The sequence below is a fragment of the Paenarthrobacter sp. NPDC058040 genome (assembly GCF_042885775.1).
Lineage (GTDB): Bacteria > Actinomycetota > Actinomycetes > Actinomycetales > Micrococcaceae > Arthrobacter.
Map to the genome: position 1 here is coordinate 1 of NZ_JBHVRN010000002.1, position 15,427 is coordinate 15,427.

General features: G+C 64.6%; 13 protein-coding genes. 11 read left to right on the top strand and 2 right to left on the bottom strand.

The genetic code is table 11. From position 1 onward, the window contains the following. Positions 1-146 precede the first annotated feature (146 nt). Positions 147-875: a FadR/GntR family transcriptional regulator gene (locus ACFVSJ_RS02840; RefSeq protein WP_387434186.1), complete on the bottom strand. Its 729-nt coding sequence runs from the start codon at positions 873-875 to the stop codon at positions 147-149. Positions 876-1,205: 330 nt separating this feature from the next. Here ACFVSJ_RS02840 and ACFVSJ_RS02845 point away from each other — a divergent pair, with 330 nt between their 5' ends. The 7 genes from ACFVSJ_RS02845 (at position 1,206) to ACFVSJ_RS02875 (ending at position 9,430) form a co-directional block, all read left to right on the top strand. After that, on the top strand, positions 1,206-2,828 hold the full coding sequence (locus tag ACFVSJ_RS02845; RefSeq protein WP_387434188.1) for an ABC transporter substrate-binding protein: 1,623 nt from the start codon (positions 1,206-1,208) through the stop codon (positions 2,826-2,828). A 97-nt stretch (positions 2,829-2,925) separates the two neighbouring features. After that, entirely contained in the window at positions 2,926-3,882 is a 957-nt protein-coding gene (locus ACFVSJ_RS02850; protein WP_387434191.1) for an ABC transporter permease, read from the top strand. Positions 3,883-3,885: 3 nt separating this feature from the next. After that, on the top strand, positions 3,886-5,997 hold the full coding sequence (locus ACFVSJ_RS02855; protein ID WP_387434193.1) for a dipeptide/oligopeptide/nickel ABC transporter permease/ATP-binding protein: 2,112 nt from the start codon (positions 3,886-3,888) through the stop codon (positions 5,995-5,997). Next, a complete protein-coding gene (locus tag ACFVSJ_RS02860; RefSeq protein WP_387434196.1) occupies positions 5,994-6,791 on the top strand; it encodes an ATP-binding cassette domain-containing protein in 798 nt (265 codons plus the stop codon). The genes ACFVSJ_RS02855 and ACFVSJ_RS02860 overlap by 4 nt, the downstream gene beginning before the upstream one ends. 38 nt (positions 6,792-6,829) lie before the next feature. Beyond that, entirely contained in the window at positions 6,830-7,747 is a 918-nt protein-coding gene (locus tag ACFVSJ_RS02865; RefSeq protein ID WP_387434199.1) for a dihydrodipicolinate synthase family protein, read from the top strand. Positions 7,748-7,752: 5 nt separating this feature from the next. Beyond that, positions 7,753-8,733: an ROK family protein gene (locus ACFVSJ_RS02870; protein ID WP_387434201.1), complete on the top strand. Its 981-nt coding sequence runs from the start codon at positions 7,753-7,755 to the stop codon at positions 8,731-8,733. Between the two features lie 10 nt (positions 8,734-8,743). Continuing rightward, entirely contained in the window at positions 8,744-9,430 is a 687-nt protein-coding gene (locus ACFVSJ_RS02875) for an N-acetylmannosamine-6-phosphate 2-epimerase (protein ID WP_387434203.1), read from the top strand. A 20-nt stretch (positions 9,431-9,450) separates the two neighbouring features. Here the strand turns inward: ACFVSJ_RS02875 and ACFVSJ_RS02880 are convergent, their stop codons facing one another. Then, positions 9,451-10,905 (bottom strand): dihydrolipoyl dehydrogenase family protein, encoded by a 1,455-nt coding sequence (locus tag ACFVSJ_RS02880; protein WP_387434205.1) that lies wholly within the window; start codon positions 10,903-10,905, stop codon positions 9,451-9,453. A gap of 114 nt (positions 10,906-11,019) precedes the next feature. Here ACFVSJ_RS02880 and ACFVSJ_RS02885 point away from each other — a divergent pair, with 114 nt between their 5' ends. The 4 genes from ACFVSJ_RS02885 to ACFVSJ_RS02900 all read left to right on the top strand — a co-directional run bounded on the left by ACFVSJ_RS02885 (position 11,020) and on the right by ACFVSJ_RS02900 (position 15,282). Continuing rightward, positions 11,020-11,829 (top strand): ABC transporter ATP-binding protein, encoded by an 810-nt coding sequence (locus ACFVSJ_RS02885; RefSeq protein WP_387434208.1) that lies wholly within the window; start codon positions 11,020-11,022, stop codon positions 11,827-11,829. Next, positions 11,826-13,862 (top strand): YhgE/Pip family protein, encoded by a 2,037-nt coding sequence (locus ACFVSJ_RS02890; RefSeq protein WP_387434211.1) that lies wholly within the window; start codon positions 11,826-11,828, stop codon positions 13,860-13,862. Before ACFVSJ_RS02885 ends, ACFVSJ_RS02890 begins: the two co-directional genes overlap by 4 nt. Beyond that, positions 13,859-14,509 carry a TetR/AcrR family transcriptional regulator gene (locus tag ACFVSJ_RS02895; protein WP_387434213.1) on the top strand — a complete coding sequence of 217 codons (651 nt, stop codon included), beginning with the start codon at positions 13,859-13,861 and terminating at the stop codon, positions 14,507-14,509. Before ACFVSJ_RS02890 ends, ACFVSJ_RS02895 begins: the two co-directional genes overlap by 4 nt. A gap of 107 nt (positions 14,510-14,616) precedes the next feature. After that, positions 14,617-15,282 carry a hypothetical protein gene (locus tag ACFVSJ_RS02900; protein ID WP_387434215.1) on the top strand — a complete coding sequence of 222 codons (666 nt, stop codon included), beginning with the start codon at positions 14,617-14,619 and terminating at the stop codon, positions 15,280-15,282. Positions 15,283-15,427 lie beyond the last annotated feature (145 nt).

Below are 15,427 nucleotides of genomic sequence, written 5' to 3' on the forward strand. Positions count from 1 at the left end.
GCTTCCGCACTTGGCCTCCCTCACCTCTTGGCTGGGGGCGGCGGCCCCCACCCTTGGTCGGCCCCTGTGGGGGGTTTTTCCCCCCCTCAAAACGCGCACAAATGCGACCCAGTTGGGTGACGACGGCGGCCCTTGCGTTCGGTGCGTTACTCGCCCACAGCCTCGCTGATGCGGCGGCGGATGCCGTCGAAGTGGCGGTTGAGCAGTTCGGCCGCGAGGACCTTGTCCCCCTTGGCGACGGCGGCATAGATGTTGCGGTGGATCGCCGCGGTTTTCACCAGGTCTTCGTTTCCAGCGCCGATCTCCACGTGGATCTTGCGGTAGACCTTCCAGAACACGCCCATGAGGTTGATCAGGAGTTCGTTGTTGAGGGGCTCGAAGAGGCGGCGGTGGAATTCCGCGTCGGCAGCAACGAAGTTCTCCCCGGCCGCGGCAAGCTCTTCCATTTGCTTGACGGACTCTTCGATGGAGGACAACTGCTCGGCCGTCATAACGTCGATGGACGAGCCGATCAATCCGGACTCCAGGGCCTGGCGGACGTCCACCAACTGCAAAGCTTCGAGGCCCTGATGGCGGAGCGAGAGCCGGCCCCTGAAGGTGAGGCCGTCCGCAAGGGCGTCGAAATTGCTGGGAGCGACGAACATGCCAAAGCCGTGGCGGATTTCGATCACACCGAGCGCCTGGAGCACCTTGAGGGATTCGCGGAGGGTATTGCGGCCAACGCCGAGGGCGACGGACAGCTCGCTCTCCGTCGGCAAGGGGTCTCCCGCTTCGAGCTCGCGCTCAAGGATCAGTTCCATAATGTCCGACTGCAAAGCCCGCAGGCGTGCCTGCGCACTGAACCGCGCTTGCGGAACCACACCGGAAGTTGTCATGGCGCTCTCCTTGCCAATGCGTCCGCCGGTACAGCCGGAGGGCGCGGTGTTAATATTGAGGCGAGCTTAGCGCCCACCACAGAATGAGTGACTCGCAACATACAATATCGGATGTCCCACGTCCTTGATAAGTATGTACCGGGAATTCCTTGGATTTCCCGCCAATACTGGCCCGCACCGTCGGTCACGAAGGCGCGGGTGGAGCCCCTGGCACCCTCCCGTGACCTGATTCTCACTTGACGTTCCGTTGTGACCGCCCTTACAGTTTCTCTACGAGCATCGGACGTCCTACATCCGATAACCCACATAACTCGAATGGTGAGGCACCCTATGAGCAAGACGATCAACAGCCTGCCGCTGGTCAACGACGCCAGCCGCCGGAACTTCCTGAAGCTAAGCGGCGCAGTTGGTGCAGCGGCCGCCTTCACGGCAACCCTTTCTGCGTGCGGCGGAGCAGCCAGCACCACCACAAGCAACCAGAGCAACACAGCGGCGGTGAACAAGGACCTCATCATCGAGGCGGGCATCTCCTACGCCCTCTCCACTGGCTTCGATCCGCTGAGCTCCTCCGGCGCAACGCCCATGGCGGCCAACCTGCACATCTTCGAAGGCCTCATCGAACTGCACCCGGCCACGCGCCAGCCATACAACGCCCTCGCTGCGTCCGACCCCAAGAAGGTCAGCGACACAACGTACCAGGTGACCATCCGCGACGGTGCCAAGTTCCACGATGGCTCCCCCGTGACCACCGAAGATGTGGCGTTCTCCTTCACCCGCGTCATGGACCCGGCCAACAAGTCCTTGTTCTCCCAGTTCATCCCGTTCATCCAGGATGTGAAGCCGGTTGATGCCAAGACAGTGGAGTTCACCCTCAAGTACGCTTTCCCGGGCTTCGGACCCCGCATTTCCGTGGTCAAGATCGTCCCGAAGGCACTCGCCACGGACCTCAAGGCCTTCGACGCCAAGCCAGTCGGTTCCGGCCCTTACAAGCTGGTGTCCGCGGTCAAGGACGACAAGATCGTGTTCGAGGCGTTCGCCGACTACAACGGCCCCAAGCCTGCCTTGGCCAAGGGCATGAACTGGCTGCTGCTCTCCGATGCTGCCGCCCGCGTGACCGCAGTCCAGTCCGGCCGTGTCCAGGCCATCGAAGATGTTCCCTACCTGGACGTGGATGGGCTGAAGTCCAAGGTCAAGGTTGAATCAGTCCAGTCCTTCGGCCTGCTGTTCCTCATGTTCAACTGCGCCAAGGCCCCCTTCGACAACAAGCTGGTCCGCCAGGCCCTGCACTACGGCATGGACAAGGAAGCCATCATCAAGAAGGCCCTGTTCGGCAACGCCAAGGCCGCCAGCTCCTACTTCCAGGAAGGCCACCCGGACTACGTCAAGGCCAAGAACGTCTACGGCTACGACGCCTCCAAGGCTGCGGACCTCCTCAAGCAGGCCGGCGTCAGCAACCTCGAATTCGAGCTGCTCACCACGGACACTGCCTGGGTCAAGGACGTTGCACCGTTGATCCTCGAGTCCTGGAACAAGATCCCGGGCGTCAAGGTCACGGTCAAGAACCTGCAGTCCGGTGCCTTGTACAGCGACCGCGTGGGCAAGGGCGACTATACCGTGGTTGCTGCCCCCGGCGATCCTTCCGTCTTCGGCAACGACGCGGACCTGCTCCTGAGCTGGTTCTACTCGGGCGCCACGTGGATGGAGAAGCGTGCCTTCTGGACCACACCGGAACGCACCAAGCTGCAGGACCTCATGAACAAGGGTTCGCAGGCATCCGGCGACGCTGCCAAGAAGACCGTGGGAGAAATCGTGGACCTCGTCTCCGAAGAAGTACCGCTCTACCCGATTTTCCACCGCCAGCTTCCCAGCGCATGGGACGAGAAGAAGCTCAACGGCTTCAAGCCGCTGCCCACCACGGGCCTGTCGTTCGTCGACGTCGGACGTACCGCCTAGGCGGTCCACCAGACCTTGCGGGGCCCGCTTTGCGCGCTAACGCCCCCACTTAACGCGCAGAGCGGGCCACGCAAACCCCTACCAACCGGAGAACACATTGGTCACGATATTGCGTCTGCTCGGCCGCAGACTTGCAGCATTGCCATTAATGATCCTGGGCATTACGTTGCTCGTCTTCCTCGTCCTGCAGGCCGCTCCCGGAGACCAGGCCAGCTCGGCCCTCGGTGACGGCGCCAGTGAAGAAGCCAAGCAGCAGTACCGCCAGGAGAACGGCCTCAACGACCCCATCTTCCTGCAGTACTTCCGTTTCCTGGGCAAGCTCCTGCAGTTCGACCTCGGCGTCACCACTCCACCGGCCAAGTCGGTGGCTTCCATGATCGGCTCGGCGTTCCCCCTGACGTTGCAGCTCACCTTCCTGGGCGTGCTCATCGCGATCGTCCTGTCCCTGGCGTTCGGCATCCTCGGCGCCCTCTACCGCGACAAGTGGCAGGACCAGTTGGTCCGTGTCTTCTCCATCGCCGCGATCGCCACGCCCTCGTTCTGGCTGGGCATCCTGCTCATCCAGTGGTTCGCCCTGGGTGAGAACCCGATGTTCCCCTCCGGCGGTATTGCGACGCCGGAATCCGGTTTTGGCGGTTGGCTCAACTCCATGGCCCTCCCGGCTTTGGCGCTCGGCATTCCGGTGTCAGCCTCGCTGATCCGCGTCGTCCGGACGTCCATGGTGGAAGAACTCGACCGGGATTACGTCCGCACCGCCATCGGCAACGGCGTCCCCTACCGCGAAGTTGTTTCCAGGAACGTCCTCCGCAACGCCCTCGTCACCCCGGTGACCGTGCTGGGACTGCGCGTCGGCTACCTGCTGGGTGGCGCCGTCGTGATTGAAATGATTTTCGCCCTGCCCGGCATGGGCCAACTGATCCTCAACGGCATCACCAACCTGGACGTCAACCTGGTCCAGGGCGTGGTGCTCACCATCTCGGTCACCTTCGTTCTGGTGAACATCGTGGTGGACCTTCTCTACCTGCTCATCAACCCCCGAATCAGGACGGTATAGCTCATGCGCAGCAAGCTCGCAGAACGGCTAAGCGCCCCGGGCCTTCGTTTCAAGGCCCTGCCCTGGGGCTCCCGCATCGCCCTGCTCTTCCTCATCGTGATTGTCCTCGCGGCGGTCTTCGCACCGGTTCTGGCCCCGCACGATCCCCTGGAGACGTTCATCCCCGCCACTCCACCGGGCGCTGAACACTTCTTCGGCACGGACCGTCTTGGCCGCGATATCTTCTCGCGCCTCCTGTTTGGCGCCCAGTCCTCGCTGATGATCGGCCTTGGCGCCGTGGGCCTCGCGATCCTGGTCGGCGCCCTCCTCGGCTCCTTCGCAGCAACGTCCAGCAAGTCCGTCAACGAGATCATCATGCGGATCATGGACATCCTCATGGCGTTCCCGGGTATCGCCCTCGCAGCCGTATTGCTGGCCGCGTTCGGCAACTCGGTTCCCACCATCATCATCGCGATTGCCATCATCTACACGCCGCAACTGGCGCGCGTGGTCCGGGCCAACGTCCTGGCACAGTACGGCGAAGACTATGTCCGCGCCGAGCGCGTCATCGGTGCCGGCCGGTTCTACATCCTGGTCAAGCACATCGTCCGCAACACTGCTGCCCCCGTGCTGGTGTTCGCAACCGTCATGGTGGCCGACGCCATCATCCTGGAAGCCTCGCTGTCCTTCCTGGGCGCCGGCGTGCAGGATCCCGCTCCGTCGTGGGGCAACGTGATCTCCTACGGCCGCAACCTGGTGCTGTCCGGCGGCTGGTGGGCCACCACCTTCGCCGGCCTGACCATCCTGCTGACTGTCCTGTCCCTGAACATCCTGGCCGAGGGCCTCACCGACGCCATGGTCAACCCCAGGCTTCGCCGGGCTCCCGTGGTGAAGGACGACGACGGCTCCTCGGCTTCCGTCGCCGTGGACACCGAGGTTGCCACGTCCGTCGCCCAACCATCGGTGGTTGAGGAACACGAGCTCGACGGCGTCCGCGCGGCATCCGGTGACACGTTTACCGACGCGCTGGGCCAGTCCGCCCTGCTCACCGACGTCCGGACCGCAGCCACCAACCCGCATCTTCTCCTGGACCGTGAACTGGAACTCCTTGCCTCGATCGAAGCGAAGCGCACCGACCGCCTCCCCCAGGTATCGGCCGGCGCACGCAACGTCCTCGAGGTGAAGAACCTGTCTATCCGCTTCCCCGGCCGTTTTGGGGACATCGCGATCGTGGACAACGTCTCCTTCTCCGTCCGCGAAGGCGAAACCATGGGTCTCGTCGGGGAATCCGGTTGCGGCAAGTCCATCACGTCCCTCGCCGTCATGGGCCTGCTGCCGAAGACCGCGAAGATCAGCGGCTCAATCACGTTCGATGGCAAGGAACTCCTGGAGCCGGCCACGGAACACAGCAACCCGAAGGCCTACGTGGGCCTGCGCGGCGAGCAGATCGCCATGGTCTACCAGGATGCGCTCAGCTCGCTGAACCCGTCCATGAAGATCAAGGAACAGATGGAGCAGCTCACCAAGCGTGGCGGTCGAAAGACTCCTGCCGAGTTGCTGGAAATGGTGAAGCTGGACCCCGTCCGGACCCTGGCCAGCTACCCGCACGAGCTCTCCGGTGGCCAGCGCCAACGCGTGCTGATTGCCATGGCACTGTCCCGTTCGCCGAAGATCGTTGTTGCGGATGAGCCCACCACGGCACTGGATGTCACCGTCCAGAAGCAGGTTGTGGACCTCCTCAATGAACTCCGCGAACAGCTCGGCTTCGCCATGGTGTTCGTCAGCCACGACCTCGCGCTGGTGGCTTCCCTGGCGCACCGCATCACGGTTATGTACGCCGGGCAGGTAGTGGAATCAGCACAGGCTTCCGAACTTCTGCAGAACCCCAAGCACGAGTACACCCGGGGCTTGCTCGGCGCGGTGCTCTCCATCGAGGCGGACGCCGCGAGGCTCCACCAGATCCCGGGCACTGTTCCCTCGCCGCGCGATTTCGCCACCGGTGACCGCTTCGCGGCGCGCTCCCTGAGGCCCGACGCCGATCCCAACCAGCAACTGGTCCTCACATCGGTTGCCTCCGCGAACGGGGACGATGCGGACCACTACTGGGCGAGCCATTTGAAGGAGGATGCCAAGTGAGCGCCACTCCAGTGATCGAACTCAAGGACGTCAAGGTCTACCACCAGGCACGGACCGGTGGCCTCTTCCGCCCGAACATCGTCAAAGCGGTGGACGGCGTGGACTTCACCATCAGCCGCGGCGAAACCGTCGGCATCGTCGGTGAGTCCGGCTGCGGCAAGTCCACGCTTGCCTCAGTGCTCGTGGGACTCCAGCCGCCGACGTCGGGCAAGGTCTTGTTCCACGGAAAGCCCGCCATCAAGCGGAACGCGGCCATGCGCAAGCAGTTCGGACGCTCCGTCTCCGTGGTCTTCCAGGATCCGGCAACAGCGCTGAACCCGCGCATGACCATCCAGGACATCCTCACGGATCCGCTGCAGATCCACGGCATCGGCAACGCAGCGTCCCGCGCTGCCAAGGTCAAGGAACTGTTGGCGCTGGTTGGCTTGCCGCAATCGGCAGCCGAAGTGACGCCGTCGCAGGTTTCCGGTGGCCAGCGCCAGCGCGTGGCGATCGCCCGCGCCCTGGCGTTGGACCCGGACATCATCGTGGCGGATGAACCGACGTCGGCACTGGACGTTTCCGTCCGCGCACAGGTGCTGAACCTGCTCTCCGACCTGAAGACCCAGCTGAACCTCGGCATGGTCTTCATCTCGCACGACATCCAGACCGTCCGGTACGTCTCGGACCGCATCTGCGTCATGTACTTCGGCAAGATCGTCGAGCAAGGCACAGCCGCACAGGTCTTCGACAACCCAAGCAACGACTACACCAAGAAGCTGCTGGGCGCCGCACCGAGCCTGCTTCACATCTAGCTTTTTCCTTTCGCAAGTTACCAACAACGGAGATTTCTGTGTCCACTCAATTCCAGGGCGTCATTCCCCCGGTCATCACTCCCCGCCACGCAGACGGCACCATCGACACCTCGTCGCTGAAGAACGTCACCAAGCACCTGATCGACGGCGGTGTGTCCGGCCTGTTCGTCCTGGGCTCCTCCGGCGAAGTCCCCTACCTCACCAACGAAGAGCGCGAGCTGGTGGTCTCCACCATCGCCGACGCCAACGCCGGGGCCGTCCCGCTGATCGTGGGCGCCAACGAGCAGACCACCAACCGCGTTATCGAGGAAGCCCGCAAGGTAGTGGACCTCGGTGCCGACGCGATCGTGGTCACGTCCATGTACTACGCCATTGGCAACGTCGCGGAGACCGAGACCCACTTCCGCAGCATCCACGAAGCCATCCAGAAGCCGATCTTCGCCTACGACGTGCCGGTCCGGACGCACTTCAAGCTGCCTACCGATCTCCTGGTCCGCCTCGGCCGCGACGGCGTCATCGCCGGTGTCAAGGACTCCTCCGGCGATGACGTTTGCTTCCGCCAGCTCCTCCTCGCAGCCAAGGACATCCCCAACTTCGACATCTTCACCGGTCACGAAGTCGTGGTGGACGGCGCCCTCCTGGGCGGCGCTCAAGGTGTTGTTCCGGGCCTGGGCAACGTTGATCCGGCCGGCTACCGCCGTCTCTTCGACGCCGCGCAGGCCGGCGACTGGGCTCTCGCGGCAAGGGAGCAGGATCGTCTGGCCGACGTCTTCGAGATCGTCTACACCCCCAACGGCCGCGTTTCCGGCGGGGCTGCAGGCCTGGGTGCTTTCAAGACTGCCCTGCAGGTGATGGGCGTCATCGAGTCCAACACCATGAGCCCGCCGATGCTTTCGTTGAATGATTCCGAGACTGCCGCGATCCGCGGGATCCTGGAACGGAACGGGCTGGTCTAGCTTCCATGACCCACGTGATCGGCGTTGACCTCGGCGGCACCAAAACCGCCGCCGGGGTGGTTTCCTCCTCTGGCGAGGTGCTGCTGTCGGACACCATTCCGACGCTCAACCGTGCCGGTGGCGAGGCGATCCTCGACGCCACCGCAACGCTGGTTACGGGCTTGGTGGAGCGCGCCGCCGACGCCGGACTGACAGTGTCCGGCGTCGGTGTCGGCTCCGCGGGGGTCATTGATGCTGTTGCCGGGTCTGTGGTTTCCGCGACGGATGCCATCCGTGGCTGGGCCGGGACAGCGCTTGTTTCCGGGCTGTCTGCGCGACTGGGCCTCGGTGTCCGGGCGGTCAACGACGTCCACGCCCACGCCCTCGGCGAAGCCTGGCTTGGCGCGGCTGCCGGTTCCACGAGTTCACTCATGGTTGCCTTCGGGACCGGGGTGGGCGGCAGCTTCGTGCTGGACGGAGCGCCACTTCTTGGCCACCGCTTTGTGGGCGGGCACATGGGACACTTTGCGTCGCCCTACGCTGTGTTCGCCGGTGGACCCTTGGCGTGCGTCTGTGGCTCTTCCGGGCACGTTGAAGCCATTGCTTCCGGGCCCGCCATCCACCACTCGTTCTTACGCTTCGGCGGCTCTGGTTCGGCCGCGGCCGATACGCGGGAGGTGTTCGGGCTCGCGTCCGGAACTCCCGCCAAAGCGCACGACGCCGGTGCTGCCGCAGCCTCCGCGGACGATGTCGCCGCTGCGTGCCGGGCCGTTGAGCTCGGCGCCACCGCAGCCGGGCAGGCCGTGGGCGGACTCATCAACATCCTGGACCCCGAAACCGTAGTGATCTCCGGTGGATTGGCCGACGCCGGTGACCTGTGGTGGAAGCCCATGGAAGCCGCCCTGCGTGAAGAACTCCTCGCTCCCCTGGTGGCTGTTCCCGTTGTCCGGGCAACCCTCGGCAATACCGCGGCCATTGTTGGCGCGGCCAAACTGATCCTCAGTTAAGGAAGAACCCTTGATCCTGACCCCCGAAGCCCTCGAATCCCTGCGTTCGCAGCTGATCGTGTCCTGCCAGGCCTACCCCGGCGAGCCCATGCGCGATCCCCGGACCACTGGCCAGGTGGCTGCATCGGCGGTCATCGGCGGCGCCGCGGCGATCCGGGTGCAAGGGCTGGCCGACGTGCAGTTCACGCGCTCCGCCGTCGAAGTTCCTGTCATTGGCCTCTGGAAGGACGGGCACGACGGCGTCTTCATTACCCCGACACTCCGGCATGCCCTGGCTGTAGCGAATGCAGGTGCACACGTGGTGGCCATCGATGGCACGCGGCGTTCCCGTCCGGATGGCTTGTCCTTGGCTGAGACTGTCACCGGAATCCACGCGGAGTCACATGCACTGGTCATGGCCGATTGCGGTTCGTTCGATGACGCAGTGGTGGCCGTCGAAGCCGGAGCGGACCTGATTGGCACCACGTTGTCCGGGTACACCGGCGAGCGCCCGAAGACCGCCGGCCCGGACCTGGAACTCCTGGAGCAGATCGCATCCGCCGGGCTGGGCAAGCCGTTGATCGCCGAGGGCCGCATCCACACCCCGTCCCAGGCCCGTCAGGCCCTCGATGCTGGTGCCTTTGCCGTGGTTGTTGGAACCGCGATCACGCATCCCGCGACGATCACGGGCTGGTTCAAGGACGCCCTGCAGGCCTAGACCCCCGAGTCGCGCGAGCGTCAGAGCCCGTACTTCTCCAGCAGCCGCAGCCATACCTCGCTGATGGTGGGGTACGACGGCACAGCGTGCCACAGCCGGTCCAAGGGCACCTCGCCAACAATCGCGATGGTGGCCGAATGCAGCAACTCCGCAACACCCGGGCCTACGAAGGTGGCGCCGAGGATTACTTTGCGGTCTTCATCCACCACGATCTGCGCCCAGCCCTTGTAGTCGGACGCGTACAGCTGGGACCCGGAGACGTTGATGGGCAGTTCCACCCCTGTGACGTTCTTCCCCTGCAGCAACGCCTGCTCCAGGGACGGTCCCACCGAAGCGACTTCCGGGTCCGTGAAGACGACGCTGGGGATGGCATGATCGTTGGCCGTGTGGGCCAGGGAGCTCCATGGTTTGGGGGTTCCACGCAGGTGGCCGCGGGCCCGGGCCACGATCGCGTCCCCGGTAGCCCGCGCCTCGTACTTGCCCTGGTGAGTCAGGAGTACCTTGCCCGCGGCATCCCCGGCCGCGTAGAGCCATAGACCGCTGGTGCCATCGCTGGCCGGCCCGTCCACCAAGCCGCTGGGATCCGTGGTGAGCCGGAGCTTTCCATCCTCGGCGGCAATGCCTACGCTCTCCAAGCCCAGATTGGCCAGCGAGGGGTGCCTGCCTGAGGCAACCAGGAGTTGATCGGCGTCGAGCGTCGAGCCGTCGAGCGTTACGGTGACCGAGCCGTCGTCGTTCTTCTCCACTTTCCGGACGTCCGTATGCACGTGGACCGTGACGCCGTCCGCGCGGAGGCCGGCAAGGACGAGGTTCGCGGCTTCTTCCGGGTAACTGCTGAGCAGGCGCCCCCTTGCCACCACGGTTACGTCGGAGCCGAGGCGCGCGAAAGCTTGAGCCAGTTCAACACCGGCAACGCCGCCACCCAACACCACCAGCCGGCGTGGGACCTTCTTCGCGGCGGTTGCGCCCCGGGTGGTCCAGAACGGGACATCGGACAGGCCCTCGATACCCGGGATGGTGGGCGTCGACCCCGTGGCGATTACCACGGCATAGTGGGCCTTGAGCGCATAACTGTTGCCATCGAGTCCGTCCACCTGGACTTCGCGCGGACCCGTAATCCGCCCGCGTCCGCGGATCAATTCGATGCCCGCGCTATCGAGCCACTCCGCCTGGCTCCCGTCCTGCCAGTTGTTCGTGAACCAGTCACGGTGTTTCAGGGCGGCCCCGGCATCTACCACTCCCGTGACGGCTTCAGTGGCACCAGGTACCAGTTGCGCAGCGTGCAGCACCGTTCCGGGCCTGAGCAACGCCTTGGAAGGAATGCACGCCCAGTACGAGCACTCGCCTCCCACCAACTCACTCTCGATGATCACCGCCGACAATCCGCCACGGACCACCCTGTCCGCCACGTTTTCCCCCACGGCACCTGCGCCAATGACGATCACATCGAATTCGCGGGAGTTTTCGGCAGTCATGGGAGAAGCCTACGCCGGGTTGGAGCGGCAAGTGAGAGGACTCTATTTGAACTGACTGGTCAGTTTAGTTAGAATCGATGCAGAACAAGAACCCATCACCCTTGAAGGGATCACATGCTGTCCGTACAGCAACTCCAGATCAACGGCCGCCGGACCGACCTCCTGCCGCCCACCTCCCTCGAAGCCAAACGCGGCGAACTCATACTCGTAGCCGGCGAAGGCCAGGACCAACGCACTGCATTGGCGCTCGCCCTGAGCGGCCGGATGAAGCCCAGCGATGGCATCCTAAGCTGGGACAACACCACCAAGACCAAGAAGATCCGGCTCGCGAGCGCGCTGATCGACTCCCCCGGCGTCAACGAGCCGGAGCAGCACCTGAGCGTGCGGGACCTCGTCACCGAAGACCTCTCCCTGATCCCCCGCCGCTACCGGGGCGCCTTGCTGAGCAAGCCGTGGTTGAAGGTGAACCGTTTCGAGGACATTGCCGCACTCTGGATCGAGCAGCTTTCCGCAAACCGCCGCCTGGAACTCTTGACGTCCCTGGCGTTGGCCGATCCCGCGGTGGACCTCCTGGTTGTCGACTCCCCGGACCGGCACAGCGCCGACCCCGCGGCTTGGTTGCCCCGGCTGCAGGCACTGGCGTCCGACGCCGGGCGGCCGCTTGCCGTCGTCGCCACCGTCAGTGCCGTCCCGGACGAATGGGGCGGACCCGCGGCTGTGATCGGCAACTCGGTGACGCATGTCGCCGAAACCGAGCCTGAGCCTGGCCAAGCAGAGGCCGAGCCCGAAACCGAGCCTGAGCCTGGCCAAGCAGAGGCCGAGCCCGAAACCCAAACGGCACCCGCCGCCGTCGAGCCCGAAACCACTGTTGCCGGAGCCGAAGAATCCCAAGAAGACCGCGACCTCCAAAGGACTGCAAAGTGACTGTGCTGCGGCTTGCCCGCTCCGAACTCAAGCGCATGACCGGCGGGCTCCTGCCCAAGCTGACCATCCTCGCCCTGACCATGGTTCCGCTGCTGTACGGCGCCGTGTACCTCTACGCGAACTGGGATCCATACGGCAACCTGAACCAGATCGATGCCGCGCTGGTGGTCGAAGACACCGGCGCCACGTCGAAGGACGGAACAGAGCTGCAGGCCGGCAAGAAGGTTGCCGACAGCCTGGTGGAAGGCCATGTCTTCAACTGGAAGCAGGTCTCCAGCGCCGAGGCCGCGGACGCCGGGGTGAAGTCCGGCGAGTATGCGTTCGCACTGCGCATTCCCGAGGATTTCTCCGCAAACCTGGTGTCCCCCGGCAACTTCGACGCCGCCAACCAGGCCATGCTGCACGTCACCACCAATGACGCGAACAACTACCTCTTGAGCACCATCGTGGACAAGCTCACCACGGCCGTCCACTCCACGGTGGCCAAGGAAGTGGGCGAGGAAACCGCCAACCAACTCCTCACCGGTTTCGGCACCATCCATGCCTCGATCGTCAAAGCAGCTGATGGTGCCGGGCAGTTGGCGGACGGCGTGGGCAAGCTCAGCGACGGCGCAGCCACCCTGCACGATGGCACGTCGCAACTCGCCACTGGCGCTGACCAGCTCGTTGCCGGACAGACCCAGCTCCGCGACGGCGCCAACCAGCTCAACACGGGCGCGGGCCAACTCAGCTCCGGCCTCACGGAGCTGAAGAACAAGACCGCCACCTTGCCCGCCGATTCGCAAAAACTGGCCGACGGCGCAGCCCAAGTAGCCGCCGGCAACGCTGAGCTGAACGCGAAAGTCCAAAACGTCGTCGGGCAGTTGGAAGCTGCGGACAAGGGCCTGCGGAACCGGGTGGTCGAATCCAACGCGAAGCTCGTAGCCTCGGGCGTTTTGACCCAGGAACAGGCTGACAAGGTCCTGGCCAACTTCGACGCCGCCGCGGCCTCCAGCCCAGTCACGGATGCCAAGGCAAAAATCGCCGGAGACGCGGCAAAGATCCAGCAGCTTTCGGACGGCTCGGCAGCTGTCAGCGCAGGCGCCGCGAAGCTCGCTGGAGCTACACCTGCACTGACTGACGCCATCTCGAAAGCCTCCGCGGGTGCAGGCCAGCTCAGCACCGGCGCGGCTTCGTTGGCGGCCGGCCAGCAGACCGCCCTTGACGGCGCCATCAAGCTCGACGGCGGCGCCCGCCAATTGGACGACGGCGCGGGACAACTTGCCAACGGCGCGGTCACTGCATCGGACGGGGCGCACACGCTCGCTTCGGAACTGGCGAAGGGGGCCGGCGACATCCCGAACCCCAACGATGAACAAAAGAGCAACGTGTCCAAGGTGATCGCGGACCCCGTCGCCGTGGAGAACGTTTCGCAGGCCAAGGCCAACTCCTACGGCGCGGGCCTGGCACCGTTCTTCCTCACGCTTGCCCTCTGGATCGGGGTGTTCATGCTGGTCCAGGCCATGCGTCCCATCACCCAGCGTGCGCTGGCCTCGAATGCCCCCGCGTGGAAGATCGCTGTGGGCGGCTGGCTCCCGTTCTTCGTGGTCTCGGTGCTGCAGGCCACCATCCTGACGGTTGTGGTGAACCTGGGCCTCGGGCTGAACGCAGCGCATCCCATCGGTATGTGGCTGTTCATGCTCGCCGCAGTCATGGCCTTCAGCGCGATCATCCAGGGCATCGTGGCTCTCCTGGGCACGCCCGGCAAGTTCGTGGTGCTGATCCTCCTGGTCCTGCAGCTCGTGTCATCGGGCGGCACGTTCCCCTGGCAGACCACCCCCATGCCGCTGCACGTAGTGCACGAGGTCCTGCCCATGGGCTACGTGGTGACGGGCATGCGCCACCTGATCTATGGCGGCGAACTGTCCATGATCTGGCCAACCGTCCTGGGCCTCCTTGGATACACTTTGCTGGGAGCGGCGCTCTCCACCTTGGCCGTCCGTAAGCACAAGATGTGGACCCTGAAAACGTTGAAGCCGGAGATCGCAGTATGAGTACGCCCGAGCCCGTTGGTTCCAGCGTTGGTTCCAACCTTGGTTCCACCGGGAAGAAGCTCCGCCCGGAACGCACCAACGCCACCAAGCAGCGCTTGTTCGAGGCTTCGATGGAACTCATTGGCGAACGTGGCGCCGCAGGGGTCACCGTGGATGAGATCGCTGCGGCAGCGGGCGTTTCCAAGGGCACGGTCTACTACAACTTCGGCAGCAAGTCGGACCTCATCGCCCAATTGCTGCGGCACGGCGTGGACATCATGCTGGGCAGGCTCCAGGCCATCGAAGGGCAGACCACCGATCCCCTGGAAGCCATGCACAACATGGTGGGCCAGGCGATGGAGTTCATGGACGACTACCCCTCCTTCGCCCGGCTCTGGGTGAGCGAGAACTGGCGTGCTCCCGGTGAGTGGAGTGCCGTGTTTGCCGAGCTTCGCGGAGAGCTCCTGGCCGTCATCGGCTCAGCCGTGGAGGGCGTGGCTTCCTGGTACAAAGTGGACACGTCCATTGCCCGCGGAAGCCTGGAAGCGGCAATCTTCGGGGCGATCTTCGTTGTGGGGCTGGACCGGCAAACCTACAACCCCGAGCGCACGCGCGAACAGAGCGTTGCCGCGGTAATGACCATCATGCACGGGTACGTCATCAAGTAGCCTCCGCGTTGCGGAGATGCATACCAGGCCACACAACGGTACTGAATCGAAATGTACGACGGCGTGGCGTCGCCGATTGGTCGGCGATGATTAACCTCATGCGTCACATGGGGAACAGCGGCAAGCTCGCGATCGTTGCTGCCTTCGTCTCCCTGGGCCTCCTGGTCCTGGCCGCCGCCGTCCTTGAGGAAGTAGTTCTGTACCTGCTCCTGGGTGCGATCCTTACGTGCTATTTGGCTTCCCTGGTCCAGGTCTTCAATCGTCGCCGTTACCTCGTGGTCCTCGTCGCGGCTGCCGGCACCGCCTTGTTCATTGGCTTCGGCATCGCGTTCCTGCGCATGTGGGGCCTGGCGTTCAACCAGGACGCAAACGCCTTGGGAAGCGCGGTCAGCAGCAAGGACTCGGACATCTACTTCTACTTGGCCGCGATTGCCGGGATGGGCACCCTCGTGGTGCTGTTCCTCGGCGCGGTGTGGCCGGCCTTCGGTTCGCGGGCCCCCGTGGTGGCAGCACGGCGTCCGGCCGCCAAGCGTCCGACGGCGGCCAGGCCTGCAGCGGGTCGCGGCCCAACGCAGCGTCCCTCGGGGACGGCTCCCCGCGCCACGCCTGCATCCCGGACCTCGCCGAAGCCCACCGCGACGAAGGCGACGCCCGCGAAGGGCGTTCCTAAGGCAGCATCTGTAAAACGCACCACGCCCGCCAAATCAACAACGCCAGCCAAGCGGCCGCCGTCGAACGTTTCCAGCCAACGCAATCCAACCCCCAAGCGCTAGCCCGACGCCACACCTTGCGAGGCCCGATCTACGCCCTATCTCCTTGGCAGGGCCCACGCCGCCCGGGTTACCTGGCTGAGCGTGCGAAGTTAGGGCGGCGGTGGGGACGTTCAACGGGCCCCACAACGGAAGACCCCCACACTGC

Bases quoted from the DNA above. Each gene is read 5' to 3' on its own strand.
- ACFVSJ_RS02845 (WP_387434188.1), top strand. From the start codon at position 1,206: ATGAGCAAGACGATCAACAGCCTGCCGCTGGTCAACGACGCCAGCCGC.
- ACFVSJ_RS02840 (WP_387434186.1), bottom strand. From the start codon at position 875: ATGACAACTTCCGGTGTGGTTCCGCAAGCGCGGTTCAGTGCGCAGGCA.
- ACFVSJ_RS02885 (WP_387434208.1), top strand. From the start codon at position 11,020: ATGCTGTCCGTACAGCAACTCCAGATCAACGGCCGCCGGACCGACCTC.
- ACFVSJ_RS02880 (WP_387434205.1), bottom strand. From the start codon at position 10,905: ATGACTGCCGAAAACTCCCGCGAATTCGATGTGATCGTCATTGGCGCA.
- ACFVSJ_RS02895 (WP_387434213.1), top strand. From the start codon at position 13,859: ATGAGTACGCCCGAGCCCGTTGGTTCCAGCGTTGGTTCCAACCTTGGT.
- ACFVSJ_RS02900 (WP_387434215.1), top strand. From the start codon at position 14,617: ATGGGGAACAGCGGCAAGCTCGCGATCGTTGCTGCCTTCGTCTCCCTG.
- ACFVSJ_RS02855 (WP_387434193.1), top strand. From the start codon at position 3,886: ATGCGCAGCAAGCTCGCAGAACGGCTAAGCGCCCCGGGCCTTCGTTTC.
- ACFVSJ_RS02870 (WP_387434201.1), top strand. From the start codon at position 7,753: ATGACCCACGTGATCGGCGTTGACCTCGGCGGCACCAAAACCGCCGCC.